Source organism: Halomonas sp. C10-5 (assembly GCF_057169305.1).
Window position 1 is genome coordinate 3,158,087 of sequence record NZ_CP175665.1, and the last position, 19,160, is coordinate 3,177,246.

The 19,160-nt window shown below is 66.5% G+C and carries 17 protein-coding genes and 2 tRNA genes; 4 read left to right on the forward strand and 15 right to left on the reverse strand.

Annotation, left to right across the window (positions count from 1 at the left end; genetic code table 11):
• Positions 1-30: 30 nt before the first annotated feature.
• The 3 genes from panC to ACJ7IV_RS14805 all read left to right on the forward strand — a co-directional run bounded on the left by panC (position 31) and on the right by ACJ7IV_RS14805 (position 2,655).
• Entirely contained in the window at positions 31-879 is an 849-nt protein-coding gene (panC, locus tag ACJ7IV_RS14795) for a pantoate--beta-alanine ligase (RefSeq protein ID WP_483865023.1), read from the forward strand.
• A 26-nt stretch (positions 880-905) separates the two neighbouring features.
• A complete protein-coding gene (gene panD / locus ACJ7IV_RS14800; protein WP_161430141.1) occupies positions 906-1,286 on the forward strand; it encodes an aspartate 1-decarboxylase in 381 nt (126 codons plus the stop codon).
• Between the two features lie 193 nt (positions 1,287-1,479).
• Positions 1,480-2,655 (forward strand): acetyl-CoA C-acetyltransferase, encoded by a 1,176-nt coding sequence (locus tag ACJ7IV_RS14805; protein WP_483865024.1) that lies wholly within the window; start codon positions 1,480-1,482, stop codon positions 2,653-2,655.
• A 164-nt stretch (positions 2,656-2,819) separates the two neighbouring features.
• Here the strand turns inward: ACJ7IV_RS14805 and pnp are convergent, their stop codons facing one another.
• The 15 genes from pnp to rlmE form a co-directional block, all read right to left on the reverse strand.
• On the reverse strand, positions 2,820-4,955 hold the full coding sequence (gene pnp, locus ACJ7IV_RS14810; protein WP_483865025.1) for a polyribonucleotide nucleotidyltransferase: 2,136 nt from the start codon (positions 4,953-4,955) through the stop codon (positions 2,820-2,822).
• A gap of 341 nt (positions 4,956-5,296) precedes the next feature.
• Positions 5,297-5,566, reverse strand: a complete 270-nt coding sequence (rpsO, locus tag ACJ7IV_RS14815) for a 30S ribosomal protein S15 (protein ID WP_161430138.1) — start codon at positions 5,564-5,566, stop codon at positions 5,297-5,299.
• Positions 5,567-5,642: 76 nt separating this feature from the next.
• Positions 5,643-6,560 (reverse strand): tRNA pseudouridine(55) synthase TruB, encoded by a 918-nt coding sequence (gene truB / locus ACJ7IV_RS14820; protein ID WP_483865026.1) that lies wholly within the window; start codon positions 6,558-6,560, stop codon positions 5,643-5,645.
• The gene (gene rbfA / locus ACJ7IV_RS14825) at positions 6,560-6,967 is read right to left on the reverse strand and encodes a 30S ribosome-binding factor RbfA (RefSeq protein ID WP_483865027.1); all 408 of its coding nucleotides are present in this window, start codon (positions 6,965-6,967) and stop codon (positions 6,560-6,562) included. The genes truB and rbfA overlap by 1 nt, the downstream gene beginning before the upstream one ends.
• Before the next feature lie 18 nt (positions 6,968-6,985).
• Complete coding sequence (gene infB / locus ACJ7IV_RS14830) at positions 6,986-9,508, reverse strand: translation initiation factor IF-2 (protein WP_483865028.1); 2,523 nt, start codon at positions 9,506-9,508, stop codon at positions 6,986-6,988.
• A 117-nt stretch (positions 9,509-9,625) separates the two neighbouring features.
• A complete protein-coding gene (gene nusA, locus ACJ7IV_RS14835) occupies positions 9,626-11,116 on the reverse strand; it encodes a transcription termination factor NusA (RefSeq protein WP_213312216.1) in 1,491 nt (496 codons plus the stop codon).
• Positions 11,117-11,198: 82 nt separating this feature from the next.
• Complete coding sequence (gene rimP / locus ACJ7IV_RS14840) at positions 11,199-11,660, reverse strand: ribosome maturation factor RimP (RefSeq protein WP_483865029.1); 462 nt, start codon at positions 11,658-11,660, stop codon at positions 11,199-11,201.
• A gap of 243 nt (positions 11,661-11,903) precedes the next feature.
• Positions 11,904-11,980 (reverse strand) — tRNA-Met (locus ACJ7IV_RS14845).
• A gap of 129 nt (positions 11,981-12,109) precedes the next feature.
• Positions 12,110-12,196 (reverse strand) — tRNA-Leu (locus ACJ7IV_RS14850).
• A gap of 30 nt (positions 12,197-12,226) precedes the next feature.
• Complete coding sequence (gene secG / locus ACJ7IV_RS14855; protein WP_483865030.1) at positions 12,227-12,586, reverse strand: preprotein translocase subunit SecG; 360 nt, start codon at positions 12,584-12,586, stop codon at positions 12,227-12,229.
• Between the two features lie 4 nt (positions 12,587-12,590).
• A complete protein-coding gene (tpiA, locus tag ACJ7IV_RS14860; RefSeq protein WP_483865031.1) occupies positions 12,591-13,340 on the reverse strand; it encodes a triose-phosphate isomerase in 750 nt (249 codons plus the stop codon).
• A gap of 74 nt (positions 13,341-13,414) precedes the next feature.
• Positions 13,415-14,773, reverse strand: a complete 1,359-nt coding sequence (glmM, locus tag ACJ7IV_RS14865; protein ID WP_483865032.1) for a phosphoglucosamine mutase — start codon at positions 14,771-14,773, stop codon at positions 13,415-13,417.
• Entirely contained in the window at positions 14,773-15,621 is an 849-nt protein-coding gene (gene folP / locus ACJ7IV_RS14870; RefSeq protein ID WP_483865033.1) for a dihydropteroate synthase, read from the reverse strand. The genes glmM and folP overlap by 1 nt, the downstream gene beginning before the upstream one ends.
• Before the next feature lie 88 nt (positions 15,622-15,709).
• Positions 15,710-17,695: an ATP-dependent zinc metalloprotease FtsH gene (ftsH, locus tag ACJ7IV_RS14875; protein ID WP_232912132.1), complete on the reverse strand. Its 1,986-nt coding sequence runs from the start codon at positions 17,693-17,695 to the stop codon at positions 15,710-15,712.
• A 191-nt stretch (positions 17,696-17,886) separates the two neighbouring features.
• Positions 17,887-18,546: a 23S rRNA (uridine(2552)-2'-O)-methyltransferase RlmE gene (gene rlmE / locus ACJ7IV_RS14880; protein WP_232912133.1), complete on the reverse strand. Its 660-nt coding sequence runs from the start codon at positions 18,544-18,546 to the stop codon at positions 17,887-17,889.
• A gap of 167 nt (positions 18,547-18,713) precedes the next feature.
• Here rlmE and ACJ7IV_RS14885 point away from each other — a divergent pair, with 167 nt between their 5' ends.
• On the forward strand, positions 18,714-19,040 hold the full coding sequence (locus ACJ7IV_RS14885) for a YhbY family RNA-binding protein (RefSeq protein ID WP_213312284.1): 327 nt from the start codon (positions 18,714-18,716) through the stop codon (positions 19,038-19,040).
• The last annotated feature ends 120 nt before the right edge of the window (positions 19,041-19,160 follow it).

Genomic DNA, 19,160 nt, shown 5'->3' on the forward strand with positions numbered 1-19,160 from the left:
TTGAATACCGCTTCCAGCCGGAACTTTGCCATGCGCACCCTGAGAGAGATACCCGCCCTGCGCGAGACGCTGGGCGACGCCCGTCGTCGCGGCGAGCGCATCGCCCTGGTCCCCACCATGGGCAACCTCCACGATGGCCACCTGGCACTGGTCGCCGCCGCCCGCGAGCGGGCCGAGGTGGTGATCGCCACCATCTTCGTCAACCCGCTGCAGTTCGGCGCAGGCGAGGACCTCGACGCCTACCCGCGCACCCTCGAAGAGGATCAGGCGCGACTCGAAGCGGCCGGTTGCGACCTGCTCTTCGCCCCGGACACCACCACCGTCTATCCCCGCGGCCTGGAAGCCCAGACCCGCATCGTGGTCCCCGAGGTCACCAAAGGGCTGTGCGGCGCCTCACGCCCCGGCCACTTCGACGGCGTCTCCACGGTAGTCGGCATGCTCTTCAACCTGGTGCAGCCCGACCTCGCCTGCTTCGGCGAAAAGGACTACCAGCAGTTGGCGGTGATCCGACGCCTGGTCGCCGACCTGCACTTCCCCATCGAGATCATCGGCGTGCCCATCGTGCGCGCCGAGGACGGCCTGGCACTCTCCTCGCGCAACGGCTACCTGAGCCCCGAGCAGCGAGCCATCGCCCCGCGCCTCTACGCCACCCTGTGCGAACTGCGCGAGGGCCTGGAGTCCGGAGGCACCCCGTCCGCGTTCCTGGAGCAGGGCCGGACACGCCTGGAGGAGGCCGGCTTCGAGCCCGACTACCTGGAGCTGCGCGCCGCCGACCTCGGGCCGCTCACCACCGCCACCCGCGAGGCAGTACTGCTCGCCGCCGCCCGGCTGGGCACCACCCGGCTGATCGATAACCTGACCCTGACCCTGCCGCGCTGAGGCAGCCCCTGGAGGACCCTGTTTCCATGTACACCATCATGCTCAAGGCCAAGCTGCACATGGCCCGCGTCACCCACGCCGTGCTCAACTACGAGGGCTCCTGCGCCATCGATGGTGAGCTGCTCGACATGGCCGGCATCCGCGAGAACGAGCAGATCCAGATCTACAACGTCGAGAATGGCCAGCGCTTCACCACCTATGCCATCCGTGCCGAGGAGGGCTCGAAGGTGATCTCGGTGAACGGCGCTGCCGCCCACCTGGCCAGCGAGGGTCAGCGGGTGATCATCTGCAGCTATGCCCACTACAGCGACGCAGAGCTCGAGAGCCACCAGCCCGCCCTGGTCTACCTCCAGGAAGGCAACCACGTCAGCCACACCAGCCACGCCATCCCCGTCCAGATGGCCTGAGCCCCGGGGCGGTAACCCGCCGCTGCATGCCGGGTTGCCGCCCGCCTCCCGCCCCGGGCTCTCGCCTACCACCAATTGCCGCCATGCAAACATTGCGGCGCCGCACAAGACTCCCCTATGCTGAAAGGCCCGGTCGTGTCCGGCTGTCGCGACAAGGCCGCAAGCCCGTCTTTCCAGCGAGGAGAGTGCTCACATGCAAGAAGTGGTTATCGTTGCCGCCCGCCGTACCGCCGTCGGTTCCTTCGGCGGCTCCCTGGCCGGCATCCCTGCCAGCGACCTGGGCGCCGTGGTCATCAAGGACCTTCTGGCCTCCACCGGTGTGGCCGGCGATCAGGTGGACGAGGTGCTGCTCGGCCAGGTGCTGACCGCCGGTGTCGGCCAGAACCCCGCACGCCAGGCGGCCATCAAGGCCGGCCTGCCCGACGCCGTGCCGGCCATGACCATCAACAAGGTGTGTGGCTCGGGTCTCAAGGCGCTGCATCTGGCCACCCAGGCGATCCGTTGCGGCGACGCCGAGCTGATCATCGCCGGCGGCCAGGAGAACATGTCCGCCTCGCCCCACGTGCTGCCCAACTCGCGCAATGGCCAGCGCATGGGCGACTGGAAGGCGGTGGACAGCATGGTGCACGACGGCCTGTGGGACGCCTTCAACAACTACCACATGGGCATCACCGCCGAGAACCTGGCCGAGAAGTACGGCATCACCCGCGAGGAGATGGACGAGTTCGCCGCCGGCTCCCAGCAGAAGGCCGCCGCCGCCATTCGCGAGGGCAAGTTCAAGGGGCAGATCGTCCCGGTGGAGATCCCCCAGCGCAAGGGCGACCCGGTCGTCTTCGACACCGACGAGGGCCCCCGCGACGTGACCGCCGAGAAGCTCGCCGGCATGCGTCCGGCGTTCAAGAAGGATGGCACCGTTACCGCCGGCAACGCCTCCTCCATCAACGACGGCGCCGCCGTGGTGATGCTGTGCAGCGCCGAGAAGGCCAAGGCCCTGGGCCTCGAGCCGCTGGCCCGCATCAAGGCCTACAGCAATGCCGGCGTCGACCCCGCCATCATGGGCATCGGCCCGGCCCCGGCCACCCGCCGCTGCCTGGAGAAGGCCGGCTGGAGTATCGACGACCTCGACCTGATCGAGGCCAACGAGGCCTTCGCCGCCCAGGCACTCTCAGTCAACAAGGAGCTGGGCTGGGATGCCTCCAAGATCAACGTCAACGGTGGTGCCATCGCCATCGGTCACCCCATCGGTGCCTCCGGCTGCCGCATCCTGGTGACGCTGGTCCACGAGATGATCGCCCGCGACGCCAAGAAGGGCCTGGCCACCCTGTGTATCGGCGGTGGGCAAGGGGTCGCACTCGCCATCGAGCGCTAAAAAGCGCCAAGCGCCAAGCGCCAAGCGCCAAGCGCCAAGCAGACAGCATGCCCCGGGATCGACTCCCGGGGCATGTTCTTTTCGGCCCCATACAAGAAACCGCCGCCAGGGCATGACCCTGACGGCGGTTCCCTTGCGCCTTGTTCCCTGGCGCTTGTGGCTCCTTACAGCGCGGGCTCGGCGGCCTCCTCGGCCTCGAATGCCGCCTTCTCTTCCGGGGTGATCTCCTTGATGGTGAGCTTCACCCGGTTGCGGTTGTCGATATCGAGCACCTTGACGATGGGCTCGTCGCCCTCGTTGAGGAAGTCACGCACGTCGTTGACCCGCTCCGGCACGATCTGGGAGATGTGCACCAGGCCGTCGGTGCCGGGCATGATGTTGACGAAGGCACCGAAGTCGGCGATACGCACCACCTTGCCGCGGTAGAGCTTGCCGATCTCGGGCTCGGCGGTGATCGCCAGCACGGTATCGATGGCCGCTTTGGCCGCCGACTTGTCCTCGGCGTAGATGCGCACGGTGCCGTCGTCGTCCAGGTCGATGGAAGCGCCGGTGTCCTCGCAGATCTTGCGGATGGTGGCGCCGCCCTTGCCGATGACATCGCGGATCTTGTCCGGGGCGATCTTGATCGTGGCCATGGAGGGGGCGTTCTCGGAGACCTCAGCGCGGCTCTGGGCGATCACCGCATTCATCTGCTCGAGGATGCCGAGGCGCGCTTCCAGCGCCTGCTGCAGCGCCTGCTCCATGATCTCTTCGTTGATGCCCTCGATCTTGATGTCCATCTGCAGGGCGGTAACGCCATCCGCGGAGCCGGCCACCTTGAAGTCCATGTCGCCGAGATGGTCCTCGTCACCGAGGATATCGGTCAGCACGGCGAAGCCATCGGCGTCCTTGACCAGGCCCATGGCGATACCCGCTACCGGGGCCTTCATCGGCACGCCGGCGTCCATCAGGGCCAGCGAGGAGCCGCACACGGACGCCATGGAGCTGGAGCCGTTGGACTCGGTGATCTCGGAGACCACGCGGATGGTGTAGGGGAAATCCGCCTCGTCGGGCAGCATCGCCTGCACGCCGCGACGCGCCAGCCGGCCATGGCCGATCTCGCGACGCTTGGGGCCGCCCATGAAGCCGGCCTCGCCCACGCTGTAGGGAGGGAAGTTGTAGTGCAGCAGGAAGCGATCCTTGCGCTCGCCCTCCAGCGACTCGATCAGCTGGGAGTCGCGCAGGGTGCCCAGGGTGGCGACCACGATGGCCTGGGTCTCGCCGCGGGTGAAGATCGCGGAACCGTGGGTCTTGGGCAGGCTGCCCACCTCGATATCCAGCGGACGCACGGTCTTGTGATCGCGGCCATCGATACGCGGCTCGCCCTTGACCACGCGATGGCGCACCACGCGCTTCTCCAGGCTCGCGAAGGCACCCTTGACCTCATCGCTGTCGAACTTGCCCTCTTCCTCGCCGGCCAGCTGCTCGACCGCCTCGGCCTTGAGGGCGGAGAGGGCGTCCTGACGGGCCATCTTGTCGGTGATGCGATAGGCCTCGCCCACGCGGGCCTCGAAGGCCTCGGCCACGGCGGCCTTGAGGGCGGTGTTCTCCGCCGGTGGCTGCCAGTCCCACTTCGGCTTGCCGGCCTCGGCGACCAGCTCGTTGATGGCCTGGATCGCCACCTGCATCTCCTGGTGGCCATAGAGCACGGCGCCGAGCATCTCGTCCTCGAGCAGCTCATCGGCCTCGGACTCCACCATCAGTACCGCCTTCTCGGTACCGGCAACGACCATGTCCAGTTCGGAGCTGGCGAGCTCCTCCACGGTGGGGTTGAGGAAGTAGCCCTTCTCCTCGTCGAAGCCGACGCGGGCCGCACCGATGGGGCCATTGAAGGGCACGCCGGAGATGGACAGGGCCGCGGAGGTACCCAGCAGCGCCGCGATATCCGGGTCATGGTTGCGGTCGGTGGAAAGCACGGTACAGACGACCTGCACCTCGTTCATGAAGCCCTTGGGGAACAGCGGGCGGATCGGGCGGTCGATCAGCCGCGAGGTGAGGGTCTCCTTCTCGGTGGGACGCCCCTCGCGCTTGAAGAAGCCGCCGGGGATCTTGCCGACCGCGTAGGTCTTCTCCTGGTAGAACACCCCCAGCGGGAAGAAGGGCTGGGCAGGATTGGCCTCCTTCTTGGCGACCACGGTGCACAGCACCACGGTATCGTCCATGGTGACCATCACGGCACCGGTGGCCTGGCGAGCGATGCGCCCGGTTTCCAGGGTGACGGTGCTGCGACCGTACTGAAATGTCTTCTTGACCGGATTCACGGCGACTTCCTTCAACGTTACTTTTCTGTGTTTGGGTCGTTTCGACTCGCCGACCATTTTAGGGGTTGACGCGTCCCGCGGCCACCGGATAGCGACATTTCCTGGGTATTGCATCACCATGCATCGCTCGGGCCTGATCTGGCGGCAAGCCTGCGAGGAGGCGCTGTGAATACCTCCCTGTACGCTACCGACGCCATCCCTGGCGTAGGGCCTCCTCTTCGGCTTGCCCCCAGCGTCCCTCGCTGTTTATGACTCCGATAACTAAGTGAAATCGCGGACTTACCAACGCAAAACGGGCAACCCGAAGGCTGCCCGTTTCTCTGCCGCGTGGGGTACGTCGCTTAGCGACGCAGGCCCAGACGCTGGATCAGAGCCTGATAGCGCTCGAAGTCCTTGCGCTTCAGGTAGTCCAGCAGCTTGCGGCGCTGGTTGACCATGCGGATCAGGCCACGGCGGGAGTGGTGATCCTGCTTGTTGGTCTTGAAGTGGTCCTGCAGGCCATCGATGTTGGCGCTCAGCAGGGCAACCTGCACTTCGGGGGAACCGGTATCGTTATCGCCACGACCGAATTCGTTGACGATTGAGGCCTTCTGTTCGGCTGTGAGTGCCATCTGTCTCTCCAGTAAGCAATATGCCTGAATGATGAATGTGTGAGACCACGCATATTTGCAGTCTCCGCGTTGCTCCCTAGTCGGTTGCGGTGCTCAGCAACCGTTTCGGCGCCACCTCCTGTGGCGTCGTTACCACGCCGAGACCCAGAAAGGCCTCGTCGCAGTAGAGTCTTGCCGTATCGTCGACGGCGAGGCTGCCGGTGTCCGCCCGGGCCGACTGACCGTGGGTCAGTCGCCGGGCCGCGTCGGCGTCGACCTCGAGCCGTGGCAGGTGCGCGGCTAGGATGTCCACCGGCAGCAGCGTCGCTTCCCGGGCGTCCTGGTCGGGCAGTGCCGTCAGCGCCTCGAGGGTCAGCATGCCCTCGGCGCCGAAGGGGCCGGTGGCCAGACGTCGCAGCGCACTGATATGCGCGCCGCTACCCAGGGCGCGACCGATATCCTCGGCCAGGGTGCGCACATAGGTGCCCTTGCTGACCGTCACCTCGAGCTCGAAGGCGCTGCCCTCGAAGGCAACGAGCCGCGCATCATACACCGTCACGCGGCGTGCTGCACGCTCGATCGACTTGCCCTCGCGGGCCAGCTCGTAGAGCTTGCGGCCCTGGTGCTTTAGCGCCGAGTACATCGGCGGCACCTGCTCGATCTCGCCATGGAAGCGCGCGAGTACCGCCTCCACGTCGGTGGCGGTCAGCACCGGCACCGCCAGCCGTTCGACCACCTCGCCCTCGGCGTCGCCGGTGTCGGTCACCACACCAAGTTCCACCCGGGTGCGGTAGACCTTGTCGGATGCCAGCAAGTGGGCGGAGAACTTGGTCGCCTCGCCGAAGCACACCGGCAGCAGGCCGGTCGCCATCGGATCCAGGGTTCCGGTGTGACCCGCCTTCTGCGCCTGGAACAGGCGCCTGGCCCGCTGCAGGGCATGGTTGCTGGACATGCCCGCAGGCTTGTCCAGCAGCAGCACCCCGTTGACCGGCAGGCCGCGACGTCGACGCGCCATCAGCCGCGCTCGCCCTCGTCCTCGGGGGAAGACTCCTCGCCATGACGGACGCGGTCGCTCTCCACCGCCTCGTCGATCAGCGAGGAGAGGCGCTGGCCACGGACCACGCTCTCGTCGTAGTGAAAGCGCAGCTCCGGCACGTGGCGCAGCTTGATGCGCCGGGCGATCTGTCCGCGCAGGAAGCCGGCAGCCTGCTTGAGAACCTTGAGGTTCTCCTTGATGCGTTCCGGGGTATCCTCGCCCAGCAGGGTCACATGGACATCGGCATAGCCGAGGTCACGGCTGACCTCGACCCCGCTGACGGTGACCATGCCCAGGCGCGGATCCTTGACCTCGCGCTGGATGAGTACCGCCAGCTCCTTCTGGAGCTGGTCGGCCACCCGGTCGGTACGCTTGAACTCGCGCATGTACGACTCCTCGAGCCCTTAGAGGGTCCGCTCGACCTTGACCTGATCGAAGACCTCGATCTTGTCGCCGACCTGGACATCGTTGTAGTTCTTCACGCCGATGCCGCACTCCATGCCGTTGCGCACTTCCTGGACGTCGTCCTTGAAGCGACGCAGCGACTCGAGCTCGCCCTCGTAGATGACCACATCATCACGCAGCACACGGATCTTCTTGTTGCGGTGCACGCTGCCCTCGATGACCATGCAGCCGGCGATGGCGCCGATCTTGGGCGCACGGAAGACGTCGCGGACCTCGGCCACACCGACGATCTCTTCCTTCCACTCCGGTGCCAGCATGCCGGTCATCGCCTGCTTGACCTCATCGATCAGCTGGTAGATGACGCTGTAGTAGCGCAGGTCGAGGCCTTCGCGCTCGATGATCTCGCGGGCGGCGGCGTCGGCACGCACGTTGAAGCCGATCACGATGGCCTCGGAGGCCAGCGCCAGGTTGGCGTCGGTGCCGGTGATGCCACCCACGCCTGAGGAGACCACAGCCACTTCCACCTCGTCGGTGGAGAGCTCTTCCAGTGCGCCCTTGATCGCTTCCAGGGAGCCCTGGACGTCGGCCTTGAGCACGATATTGAGCTTGGCGGCGACCTCCTGGCCCATCTGGCTGAACATGTTCTCCAGCTTGGCCTTCTGCTGGCGCGCCAGGCGCACCTCGCGGTACTTGCCCTGGCGGAAGTTGGCGACCTCGCGGGCCTTCTTCTCGTCGGCCAGCACCATGAAGTCGTCACCCGCCTCGGGGGTGCCGTCGAGGCCCTGGATCTCCACCGGCATCGCCGGGCCGACCTCGTCGACCTGCTTGCCGAGCTCGTTGGTCAGGGCGCGCACGCGGCCGTAGTGCAGGCCGGCCAGCACGATATCGCCCTTCTTCAGGGTACCGTTCTGGACCAGCACTGTGGCCACTGGGCCGCGGCCCTTGTCCAGGCGCGACTCGACCACCACGCCCTTGCCGGGCGCCTCGGGCACGGCCTTGAGCTCGAGCACCTCGGAGACCAGCAGCACCGCCTCGAGCAGCTCGTCGATGCCTTCGCCGGTCTTGGCGGAGACGTGCACGAACTGGGTGTCGCCACCCCACTCCTCGGAGATGACGCCGTGCTGGGAGAGCTCGTTCTTGACGCGGTCCGGATCGGCGGCCGGCTTGTCGATCTTGTTGACGGCGACCACCATCGGCACACCGGCAGCCTTGGAGTGCTCTACTGCCTCGATGGTCTGGGGCATCACGCCGTCATCGGCGGCCACCACCAGGATGACCACGTCGGTGGCCTTGGCACCGCGGGCACGCATGGCGGTGAAGGCCGCGTGACCGGGGGTGTCCAGGAAGGTCACACCGTGGGAGCCGTTCACCTTCTCGGCGGCGACGTGGTAGGCGCCGATATGCTGGGTGATGCCGCCGGCCTCGCCGGTGGCCACCTTGGCCTGGCGAATGTAGTCGAGCAGCGAGGTCTTGCCGTGGTCGACGTGACCCATCACGGTGACGACCGGGTCGCGAGTGAGCTCTTCCCCCTCGTAGGAGATGCTCTCCAGCACTTCCTCTTCCAGCGCATCATCCTTGACCAGCTTGGGCTTGTGGCCCATCTCCTCGACCACGATGGCCGCGGTCTCCTGGTCGATGGTCTGGTTGATGGTCACCGCCGCGCCCATGGTGAACATGGTCTTGATGACCTCGTTGGCCTTGATCGACATCTTGTCGGCCAGGTCGGCAACGCTGATCGACTCGGGGATCGAGACCTCGCGAACGATGGGCTGGGTCGGCTTCTGGAAGCCGTGCTTGCCACCGCCCTGGCTGCTGCCACCGCGGCGACCGCCACGGCGCTCGGCGCGCTTGGCCTTCTTGCCGCCGCCACGACGCCGCTCCTCGCGGTCGTCGTCGTCACGCTCGTGGCGCCCCTTCTTGGCCGCGGCCTTCTTGGGAGGCGCGGTGCGACGATCGGAGCGACCCTCCTTGGGGGGAGCCGGCGGTTCGTCGGAGGGTGCCGGAGTCTCGAGCTCGGGTACCGGAATATCGGGAACCTCGGCGGCCTTCTGGGCCTCGAGCTTGGCAGCGGCCTCCTGGGCAGCCTGCTCCGCGGCCTTTGCCTTGGCCTCCTCGGCCTCGCGGGCCTCCTTCGCGGCCTGGGCCTGCTGGGAGTCGGCCATGTCGCCGACCAACTGGCGCGGCCCGGTATCTTCCACCGGCTCCGGCTTGCTCTCTTCCTCGGCGCGCTTGACGTAGGTGCGCTTCTTACGCACCTGCACCTCGATGGTCTTGCCACGCTCACCGGTGTTGATGCGGCTGCGCGTCTTGCGCGTCAGGGTGATGCGGTTCTTCGGCGCAGCCTTCTCGGCGTTACCGCCATGGCTCTTGGTCAGGTAGTCGAGCAGCTGACGCTTGTCCTCCTCGGATACGGCATCGCTCTCGGACTGGTGCTTGAGCCCGGCTTCTTTCATCTGTTCCAGCAGGCGGGGAACATCGCGTCCCACCTTCGCTGCAAAATCCTTAACGGTCATGTCTGACATGTAGACCCTCCTGAGCCCGTGACCCCAAATCTGTTCGCTTCGAATACTGCCGGTCCGAGCGCTGGGCATCGGACCCCTGTCTGCACGCTATTCGCCTTCAACCGGTTCGTATGCGAACTACTCGTTCTCAAACCAGGGCGCACGGGCAGTCATGATCAGTGACGCGGCACGCTCCTCGTCGATGCCCTCGATATCGAGCAGATCATCGACGGACTGCTCGGCCAGATCCTCCATGCTGACGATCCCGCGGCTGGCCAGGATGAAGGCCAGGTGGCGCTCCATACCTTCCATCTCCAGCAGGTCGTCGGCCGGCTGGGCACCGTCCAGCTCCTCCTCGGAGGCGATGGCGAGGTTGAGCAGCTCGTCCTTGGCGCGGGCGCGCAGCTCCTCGATGGTCTCCTCGTCGAACTCCTCGATCTCGAGCATCTCCTCGACCGGCACGTAGGCGATCTCTTCCAGGGTGGTGAAGCCCTCCTCGACCAGCAGGCGCGCCACCTCGTCGTCGATATCGAGGTGCTGCACGAAGTGCTCCACCAGGCTGTCGATCTCCTGGTCGCGCTTGTCCTCCGCCTCGGCCTCGGTCATGACGTTGATCCGCCAGCCGGTGAGCTCGGAGGCCAGGCGCACGTTCTGGCCGCTGCGGCCGATGGCCTGGGCCAGGTTGTCCTCGGCGACGGCCACGTCCATGGCGTGGGCATCCTCATCGACCAGGATGGAGGCGACATCCGCCGGCGCCATGGCGTTGATCACCAACTGAGCCGGGTTGTCGTCCCACAGCACGATATCGACACGCTCGTTCTGCAGCTCCGAGGAGACCGCCTGGACCCGCGAACCGCGCATGCCGACGCAGGCACCCACCGGATCGATGCGGCGGTCGTTGGTCTTCACGGCGATCTTGGCCCGCGAGCCCGGATCGCGGGCAGCACCCTTGATCTCGATGAGCTGCTCGGCGATCTCTGGCACCTCGATACTGAACAGCTCGATGATCAGCTCGGGGCAGGTGCGTGAGAGGATCAGCTGCGCACCGCGCGCCTCCGGGTCGACCTTGATCAGCAGGGCGCGTACCCGCTCGTTCATGCGGTAGCGCTCGCCGGGAATCATCTCGCTGCGCGGCAGGAACGCCTCGGCGTTGTCCCCCAGGTCGATGATCAGCCCGTCGCGTGTCGTCTTCTTGACGATGCCCGAGACCAGCTCGCCCTCGCGGTCGGCGTAGAGGCGCACCACTTCGGCGCGCTCCGCCTCGCGGACCTTCTGCACGATCACCTGCTTGGCGGTCTGAGCGGCGATGCGGCCGAAGTCGGCGTTCTCGATCTTCTCCTCGACCACGTCGCCCAGGCCCAGGGGCGGGTCGCGACGCTCGGCGAAGGTGAGCTTGATCTGGTGGTCGGGACCATCGAAGTCGTCATCCTCGACCACTTCCCAGCGACGGAAGGTCTCGTAGTCACCGGTGCTGCGGTCGATATGCACCCGCACGCTAGCTTCCTCGTCCTCGAAGCGCTTGCGCGATGCGCTGGCCAGGGCCGCCTCGACGGCCTCGAAGATCACCTCGCGGGGAACTCCCTTTTCGTTGGAGATCGCATCGACGACCGCCAGAATCTCTTTACTCATGCCTTTGCCTCGCCAGAAAACCTGTTCTCGAGCTGATGCTCAACTTGCCTCCCGGGGGGAGGCCGAATCCTTGAACCGCGGGCTAGTCCTCGAAACGGGGCACCACGCGGGCCTGATCGATGCCATCGACGGGAAAGCAGTACTCCTCGCCTTCGACCTGCAGCAGCACCTCGTCGCCCTCCACGCCGGCTAGCAGGCCCTGGAACTTGCGGCGCCCCTCGAAGGGGGCACGCAGCTTCAGCGCCACCTCGTGGCCGCGGTAGCGGGAAAACTGATCGAGGGTGAACAGCGGGCGATCCATCCCCGGAGAGGAGACCTCGAGGCGATACTCGCCGTGGATCGGATCTTCCACATCGAGCAGGGCACTGACCTGGCGGCTGATGTCCGCACAGTCGTCGACGTTGATGCCGTCTTCGTGATCGATATAGATCACCAGGCGAGAGTGCTTACCCTGGGAGAGGTGATCGATGCCCCACAGCTCGAAGCCCATGGCGGTAACCACGGGTTCGATCAATGCGTATAGCGCAGCATCCTTGGTAGCCACGGAATAGACTCCTACAGCCGTTGCATCAGGCACCTGGCCGGGAGAGAACTGGGAAGTCAGGTGGCTGATTGGCATTGCCCGGAACAGTGCCCCGGCGCCTGGCGCCCTGGGCAAGCTGCTAACAAAAAGCCCCTTCACAGGAAGGGGCTTTCACAAGAAACCTGTAAACCACTCCGGCCAAACTGGCTGCCCCTTCGATTCGAACATGACCGAGTCAGTGTTCGACAGGCACCTGCCGGAAGATGGTAGCGGGGACCGGATTTGAACCGATGACCTTCGGGTTATGAGCCCGACGAGCTACCAGACTGCTCCACCCCGCATCAATCTAGGTCGGTGATCTTACACGCAACTGACGAATCCGTCAAGTGGCGCACACCGCGTTGCCAATCCTGCTTCTGAAGGATCGTCGACACACGCCAGACTTGCCATGGGTGCCGCGATGAATCAGATGGTGCCGAAGGCGGGACTTGAACCCGCACGACCGTAAGGTCACTACCCCCTCAAGATAGCGTGTCTACCAATTCCACCACTTCGGCATCAGGGGAGGCTGGAAACTGCGCAGCGAACTACTCGTCGCTGCCCTCCAGCACTGGCGCAGCATTATCCATGCTCGAGCCCTCGTCGTCAAGGGTCGGCACGCTGTTCTGCTGCTCGATCAGCCGCGAGTCGGGAATTCCCGCCTCGGGGGCATCACCGGCCTGGCCGGCGAACCAGGCCAGGGTCAGGGAGGTGGCGAAGAAGGCAGCCGCCAGCACGGCGGTGAACTTCGACAGGAAGCCGCCGCTGCCGCGGGAGCCGAACACGGTCTGGGAGGCACCGCCACCGAAGGCGGCACCGGCCTCGGCGCCCTTGCCCTGCTGCAGCAGGATCAGGACGACCAGAGCGATGGCGACCGCCACGTGGATCATGAGAATGGCAACTTGCATGGGATCAACCTGCTGACTGACAGATGGCTAGGAAATCGTCGACCTTGAGCGAGGCACCGCCCACCAGGCCGCCGTCGATATCGGGCTGGGCAAGCAGCTCCGCCGCATTGCCCGCGTTCATGCTACCGCCGTAGAGCAGCCGCAGCCTGGCCGCCAGGTCGCGATCGAAGCCGGCCTGGTATTCGCGAATACCGGCCATGACCTCCTGGGCCTGCTCCGGCGTCGCGGTACGGCCGGTACCAATGGCCCACACCGGCTCATAGGCGATGATCACGCGCTCGCGCTGCTCCGGCTCCAGTCGCGCCATCACGTAGCCGACCTGGCGCAGCACCACCTGCATGGTGTGACCAGCATCGCGCTCCTCGAGGGTCTCGCCCACACAGAGCACCGGCGTGATGTCGACACCGAGGGCAGCCAGCAGGCGGTCGTGCACCTGCTCGTCACTCTCGCGGTAGAGCTGGCGGCGCTCGGAGTGGCCCACCAGGGCATACCGGACGCCGAACTCGCGCAGCATACGTCCGCTCACCTCGCCGGTATGGGCGCCGGAGTGGAGCGGATTGAGCGTCTGGGCGCCGAGCCGCAATGGCGTCTCGGCGAAGGCGCGCCGCGCCGCATCCAGATAGGGATAGGGCGGAAAGATCGCCGCTTCCAGCGAACTCGGCAGCGCGGCACTGGAGAAGGTCCGACCGAAGGCCTCGACCAGCTCGGTCGAGCCATTCATCTTCCAGTTGCCGGCAATCAGCGGCGTGCGCATCGACTGTCCTCTTTCAAGGTGGAGCGAAATGGTATAGGAGAGGCCCTGTCAAGACAACCGGTGGCCTTGCGCGCTCAGGCGTCGAGCAGCGCCTCGACCCGTTCGGCGAGACGCCGCGCCAGGCCGTCCACGTCCAGGTGCGGACGCCCTTCCACCATCACCCGGATCAGCGGCTCGGTACCGGAGGGGCGCAGCAGCACCCGCCCCTCGTCGCCCAGCTCGGCCTCGACCTCGCTCACCGTCTCTTGGAGGGCCGGCATGGCCATCACCGCCCGGGCATCGCTGCCCGGCGTGAGGCGCACGTTGACCAGCGCCTGGGGCGCCTTCTCCAGGCCATCCAGCAGGCGCTGCAGCGACTTGCCCTCGCGCACCATGAAGGCCAGCACCTGCAGTGCCGAGACGATGCCATCGCCGGTGGTCTGCACATGGCCACAGACGATATGCCCGGATGACTCGCCACCCAGCTGCCAGCCATTGATGGCCAGCCGCTCCATCACGTAGCGGTCGCCCACCTTGGCTCGCTCGAAGGGCACGCCCATCGTCTCGAGTGCCGCGGCGAGGCCGAAGTTGGTCATCAGGGTCCCCACCACGCCGCCGCCCAGCTCGCCACGGGCGTGGCGGTCGCGGGCGATCAGGTAGAGGATGTCGTCACCGTCGATCTCGCGACCGTCGCTGTCGACCAGCAGAACCCGGTCGCCGTCGCCGTCGAAGGCCACGCCGAGGTCAGCACCCTGCTGGATCACCGCCGCACGCAGCGCCGCCGGATGTGTGGAGCCCACCTCGCGATTGATATTGAGGCCGTCGGGGGCGGCACCGATCAGGCTCACCTCGGCGCCCAGCTCGCGAAACACGCTGGGGGCGATGTGGTAGGTGGCGCCATGGGCGCAATCCAGCACCACCTTGAGCCCCGCGAGGCTGACCCGGTCGGGAATGGTGGACTTGCAGAATTCGATATAGCGCCCGGCGGCATCATCGATACGCGCGGCCTTGCCGAGCCGGTCGGCGGCCACCGTGGTCAACGGCTCGTCGAGCATCGCCTCGATCTCCGCCTCGAGCTCGTCGCCGAGCTTGGCGCCCTCGGTGGAGAAGAACTTGATGCCGTTGTCGGCGAAGGGGTTGTGCGACGCCGAGATGACGATGCCGGCATCGGCCCGGAAGGTGCGGGTCAGGTAGGCGATACCCGGGGTCGGCATGGGACCGAGCAGGGCCACGTCGACGCCGGCGGCGGAGAGCCCGGCCTCCAGGGCTGACTCGAACATATAACCGGAGATGCGGGTGTCCTTGCCGATCAGCACCCGGTGGCGGCGCTTGGGGTTGCGCGAGGCCAGCACGCGGCCGGTGGCCCAGCCCAGCTTGAGCATGAAGTCGGCGGTGATCGGCGGCTCGCCCACCGTGCCGCGAATGCCATCGGTTCCGAAGTAGCGTCGTGCCATCAGCAACCCTCCTTGAGTACGGCCCAGGTCATGTTCACCGCATCCACGCTGGGGGCCACATCGTGGACGCGCAGGATGCGGGCACCGCGCTCCACCGCCAGCGCAGTCAGCGCCAGGCCGCCCGGCAGGCGCTCCTCCACCGGACGCTCCAGCACCTTGCCGATCATGCTCTTGCGCGACATGCCCACCAGCAGCGGCAGCTCGAGCTCGGCGAGGCGATCCATGCGGTTGAGCAGGCGCAGGTTGTGCTCCACGCTCTTGCCGAAGCCGAAACCCGGGTCGAGCAGCAGGCGGTCGCGGTGCAGGCCGGCCGCCTCGCAGGCGGCCACGCGCGCGGCGAGATACTCGGCCACCGCCTCCTCGATGGGCACATCATAGCGGGGCGCCTGCTGCATGTCGCGGGGCTCGCCCTGGCGGTGCATCAGGCACACCGGCAGTCCGCTGCCGATAGCGGCCGCCATGGCCCCCTCGCGATCCAGCGAGCGCACGTCGTTGATCATTCCCGCACCCAGCGCCGCGCTCTCGCGCATCACCTCGGGGCAGCTGGTATCCACCGAGACCAGGGCGTCGAGCTCGCGCACCAGCGCCTCCACCACCGGCGCCACGCGCTCGAGCTCTTCCTGGGGCGAGACCGGCTCGGCCCCCGGCCGGGTCGACTCGCCACCGACATCGATCATCGCCGCGCCCTCGGCCAGCATCCGTTCGGCGTGGCGCAGGGCGTCGTCCAGGGCCACATGGCGGCCGCCGTCGGAGAAGGAGTCGGGAGTGACGTTGAGGATCCCCATGACGCGGGGATAGGAGAGGTCGAGCCGGTGTCGGCCGCACATCAGGGAGGCTGTCGGGTTCATCTTCGCTCGGCTGGTAATCGGAAAGGGGTGGACCAGAAAGGCAAAGGCGCCCCCGCGGGGGCGCCTGAAAGGCAGTGTCGCGGCAGACTCAGGAGCCGGCCGGCCCGCCCAGCGGGTCGGAGGGCCGCCGCCGCGGCTCTTCGTCATCGTCCTCGTCGCCGTCGACCTGCTCCGGCTCGTCCGGGGAAGCCTCGGCCTGGGGACCCTCGGTCACCGGGGCACCGGGGCCGGAGGAGTCGCCGTCCTCCCAGTCCTTGGGCGGACGCGGCGTGCGTCCCTCCATGATGTCCTTGAGCTGGTCGGCGTCGATGGTCTCGTACTTCATCAGCGCGTCGGCCATGGCGTCGAGCTTGTCGCGATTCTCCTCGAGGATACGCTTGGCCTCGGCATAGCAGCCGTCGATGACCTTGCGGACCTCCTTGTCGAGCTTGGAGATGGTCTCGCCGGACTTGAGCTTGCCGCCCTGGCCGGGACCGCCCATGAACTGGTGGGACTCGTCCTCGTCGTACATGATCGGACCCATCTCCTCGGAGAGGCCCCACTTGGCGACCATGTTATGGGCCAGTTCGGTGGCACGCTTGATGTCGTTGGAGGCACCCGTGGTGACGCCATTCGGGCCCAGGGTCATCTCCTCGGCGATGCGGCCGCCGAACAGCGAGCAGATCTGGCTGATGATCTGCTGGCGCGACAGGCTGTAACGGTCCTGCTCGGGCAGGAACATGGTCACGCCCAGGGCGCGGCCCCGCGGGATGATGGTCACCTTGTAGACCGGGTCGTGCTCCGGCATCACCAGGCCGATGATGGCGTGGCCCGACTCGTGGTAGGCGGTATTGAGCTTCTCCTTCTCGGTCATGACCATGGAGCGGCGCTCGGCGCCCATCATGATCTTGTCCTTGGCCATCTCCAGCTCTTCCATGCCCACCAGGCGCTTGTTGCGCCGCGCGGCAAACAGGGCACCCTCGTTGACCAGGTTAGCCAGGTCGGCGCCGGAGAAGCCGGGGGTACCGCGGGCGATCAGCGACGGCTTGACGTCGTCGGCCAGCGGCACCTTGCGCAGGTGCACGTTGAGGATGTGCTCACGGCCACGGATATCGGGCAGCGGCACCACCACCTGGCGATCGAAGCGGCCCGGGCGCATCAGCGCGGGGTCGAGCACGTCGGGACGGTTGGTGGCGGCGATGACGATGATGCCCTCGTTGGCCTCGAAACCGTCCATCTCCACCAGCAGCTGGTTGAGGGTCTGCTCGCGCTCGTCGTTGCCGCCGCCCATGCCGACACCACGGGAGCGGCCCACGGCATCGATCTCGTCGATGAAGATGATGCAGGGCGCCTGCTTCTTGGCCTGCTCGAACATGTCACGCACGCGGGAGGCACCCACGCCGACGAACATCTCGACGAAGTCGGAGCCGGAGATGGAGAAGAACGGCACCTTGGCCTCCCCGGCGATGGACTTGGCGAGCAGCGTCTTGCCGGTACCCGGCGGGCCCACCATTAGCACGCCGCGGGGGATGGTGCCGCCCAGGCGCTGGAACTTGGTGGGATCGCGCAGGAAGTCGACCAGTTCCTCGACCTCCTCCTTGGCCTCGTCACAGCCGGCGACGTCGGCGAAGGTAGTCTTGATCTGGTCCTGGGAGAGCAGCTTGGCCTTGGACTTGCCGAAGCTCATGGGCCCGCCCTTGCCGGCACCACCGCCCTGCATCTGGCGCATGAAGAACATGAAGATGGCCAGGATCAGCAGGATCGGGAAGCTGGCGATCAGCAGCCGCATCCACAGGCTCTGCTGTTCAGGCTCCTTGCCCACCACGGTGACATTGCTGGAGAGCAGGTCGTCCATCAGCTTGGGGTCCTCCGCCGCGGGGCGGATGGTCCGGAACTGCGACCCATCGGTACGCTCACCGGTGATGGTATAGCCATCGATGGTGACACTGCGTACCTGCTCGTTCTGCACCTGCTGGACGAACTGGGAGTAGTTCATCGCCTGAGGTGAGCTATCGACACTGAAGTTGTTGAACACCGTCAGCAGGACTGCCGCGATGACCAACCACAGGATCAGGTTCTTCGCCATATCGTTCAAGGGACTACCCTCAATATCTGAAATCTGTCGGCCGCAGGGACCTGGCACCTTGGACACTACAGGAGCCGGCCGCGTTCGGCCACCGCCCGCCGGGCGGTCCACCGCAGCAGGCACTGTGACACACTTTGTGCTGCGCTGTCCGGCAATCGCCCCGGTAGGCCGGGACTATCACGGCGCCCATCCGGTCAGGCTCAGCCGCGAAAGCCCTGGGCCAGCAGGTAGACCTCACGGGAGCGCGCCCGTGAGGCGCCGGGCTTGCGGGTCACCACCCGCGTGAAGGCGCTGCGCAGCGCCTTCAGGTATTCATCGAAGCCCTCGCCCTGGAACACCTTGGCCAGGAAGGTGCCGCCGGGACGCAGGGTCTGCCCGGCCAGGTCCAGCGCCAGCTCCACCAGGTACATCGCCTGGGGCTGGTCGATGGCGGCCATGCCACTCATGTTGGGGGCCATGTCGGACATCACCAGGTCCACCGGGCGGCCGCCCAGGGTGGCGAGGATCGCCTCGAGGACCGCCTCCTCGGTGAAGTCGCCCTGGATGAAGTCGACCCCGGCCAGGGCATCCATCTCGAGGATATCGGAGGCGATCACCACCCCCTCGGGGCCCACCTTCTCGGCCGCCACCTGGCTCCAGCCGCCGGGCGCCGCCCCCAGGTCGATCACCGTCATGCCCGGCGCCAGGAGCCGGTCCTTCTCGTCGAGTTCGAACAGCTTGTAGCTGGCCCGCGAGCGGTAGCCCTCCTGCCAGGAGCGCTGCACGTACTGGTCGTCGAAGTGCTCCTTCAGCCAGCCCTTGCTGGTCTTGCTGGCAGAGTGCTTGCTGGAGGCGGGAGATGGGGTGCGGGAACGAGCCACGGCATCACCTGGAACGTAGCGGGGGTGTGACTGGCGCGGAGCGGATTACGGTACTGAAGCGCCGAAGAATGGCCGGTTGATCCGGCGCTTTCACCGAAGACGTTTTCGGCGTGACGATTTGCGCGTACCATGGCTGGCTGCGCGCAACCGAGAAGACGCAAGATACCATGAGCTTGTCACAGGCACAAAAGAAAGCATTTCGCAGCATCGGTCACCACCTGAACCCGGTGGTCATGATCTCCGAGAACGGCATCTCCGAAGGAGTGCTGGCGGAGCTCGACCGGGCCCTCAACGACCACGAGCTGATCAAGGTGAAGTTCGCCCTGCCGGAACGCGACGAACGCGGCGCCATGCTCGACGAGCTGATCGAGGCGAGCGGCGCCGAGCTGGTGCAGAAGATCGGCAAGATGGCGCTGCTCTATCGGCGCAATCCCCAGGCCAACCCGAAGCTCTCCAACGTGCAGCGCTACGAGGGGCACCACGGGCGGCACTGAGGCCCGCGTCCAGGTAGGAGGGAGACTCCGTCTCGCGACGCAGGCCGAAGGCCTCCCTAACAGGCCACCCGTGAGCCAGTGAAACCACCGGGCGCCTTACGGCGCCAGTCGCGATGCGAA

Bases quoted from the DNA above. Each gene is read 5' to 3' on its own strand.
- panC (WP_483865023.1), top strand. From the start codon at position 31: ATGCGCACCCTGAGAGAGATACCCGCCCTGCGCGAGACGCTGGGCGAC.
- panD (WP_161430141.1), top strand. From the start codon at position 906: ATGTACACCATCATGCTCAAGGCCAAGCTGCACATGGCCCGCGTCACC.
- ACJ7IV_RS14805 (WP_483865024.1), top strand. From the start codon at position 1,480: ATGCAAGAAGTGGTTATCGTTGCCGCCCGCCGTACCGCCGTCGGTTCC.
- rpsO (WP_161430138.1), bottom strand. From the start codon at position 5,566: ATGGCACTCACAGCCGAACAGAAGGCCTCAATCGTCAACGAATTCGGT.
- truB (WP_483865026.1), bottom strand. From the start codon at position 6,560: ATGGCGCGTCGACGTCGCGGCCTGCCGGTCAACGGGGTGCTGCTGCTG.
- rbfA (WP_483865027.1), bottom strand. From the start codon at position 6,967: ATGCGCGAGTTCAAGCGTACCGACCGGGTGGCCGACCAGCTCCAGAAG.
- infB (WP_483865028.1), bottom strand. From the start codon at position 9,508: ATGTCAGACATGACCGTTAAGGATTTTGCAGCGAAGGTGGGACGCGAT.
- nusA (WP_213312216.1), bottom strand. From the start codon at position 11,116: ATGAGTAAAGAGATTCTGGCGGTCGTCGATGCGATCTCCAACGAAAAG.
- secG (WP_483865030.1), bottom strand. From the start codon at position 12,586: ATGCAAGTTGCCATTCTCATGATCCACGTGGCGGTCGCCATCGCTCTG.
- tpiA (WP_483865031.1), bottom strand. From the start codon at position 13,340: ATGCGCACGCCGCTGATTGCCGGCAACTGGAAGATGAATGGCTCGACC.
- glmM (WP_483865032.1), bottom strand. From the start codon at position 14,773: ATGGCACGACGCTACTTCGGAACCGATGGCATTCGCGGCACGGTGGGC.
- folP (WP_483865033.1), bottom strand. From the start codon at position 15,621: ATGAACCCGACAGCCTCCCTGATGTGCGGCCGACACCGGCTCGACCTC.
- ACJ7IV_RS14885 (WP_213312284.1), top strand. From the start codon at position 18,714: ATGAGCTTGTCACAGGCACAAAAGAAAGCATTTCGCAGCATCGGTCAC.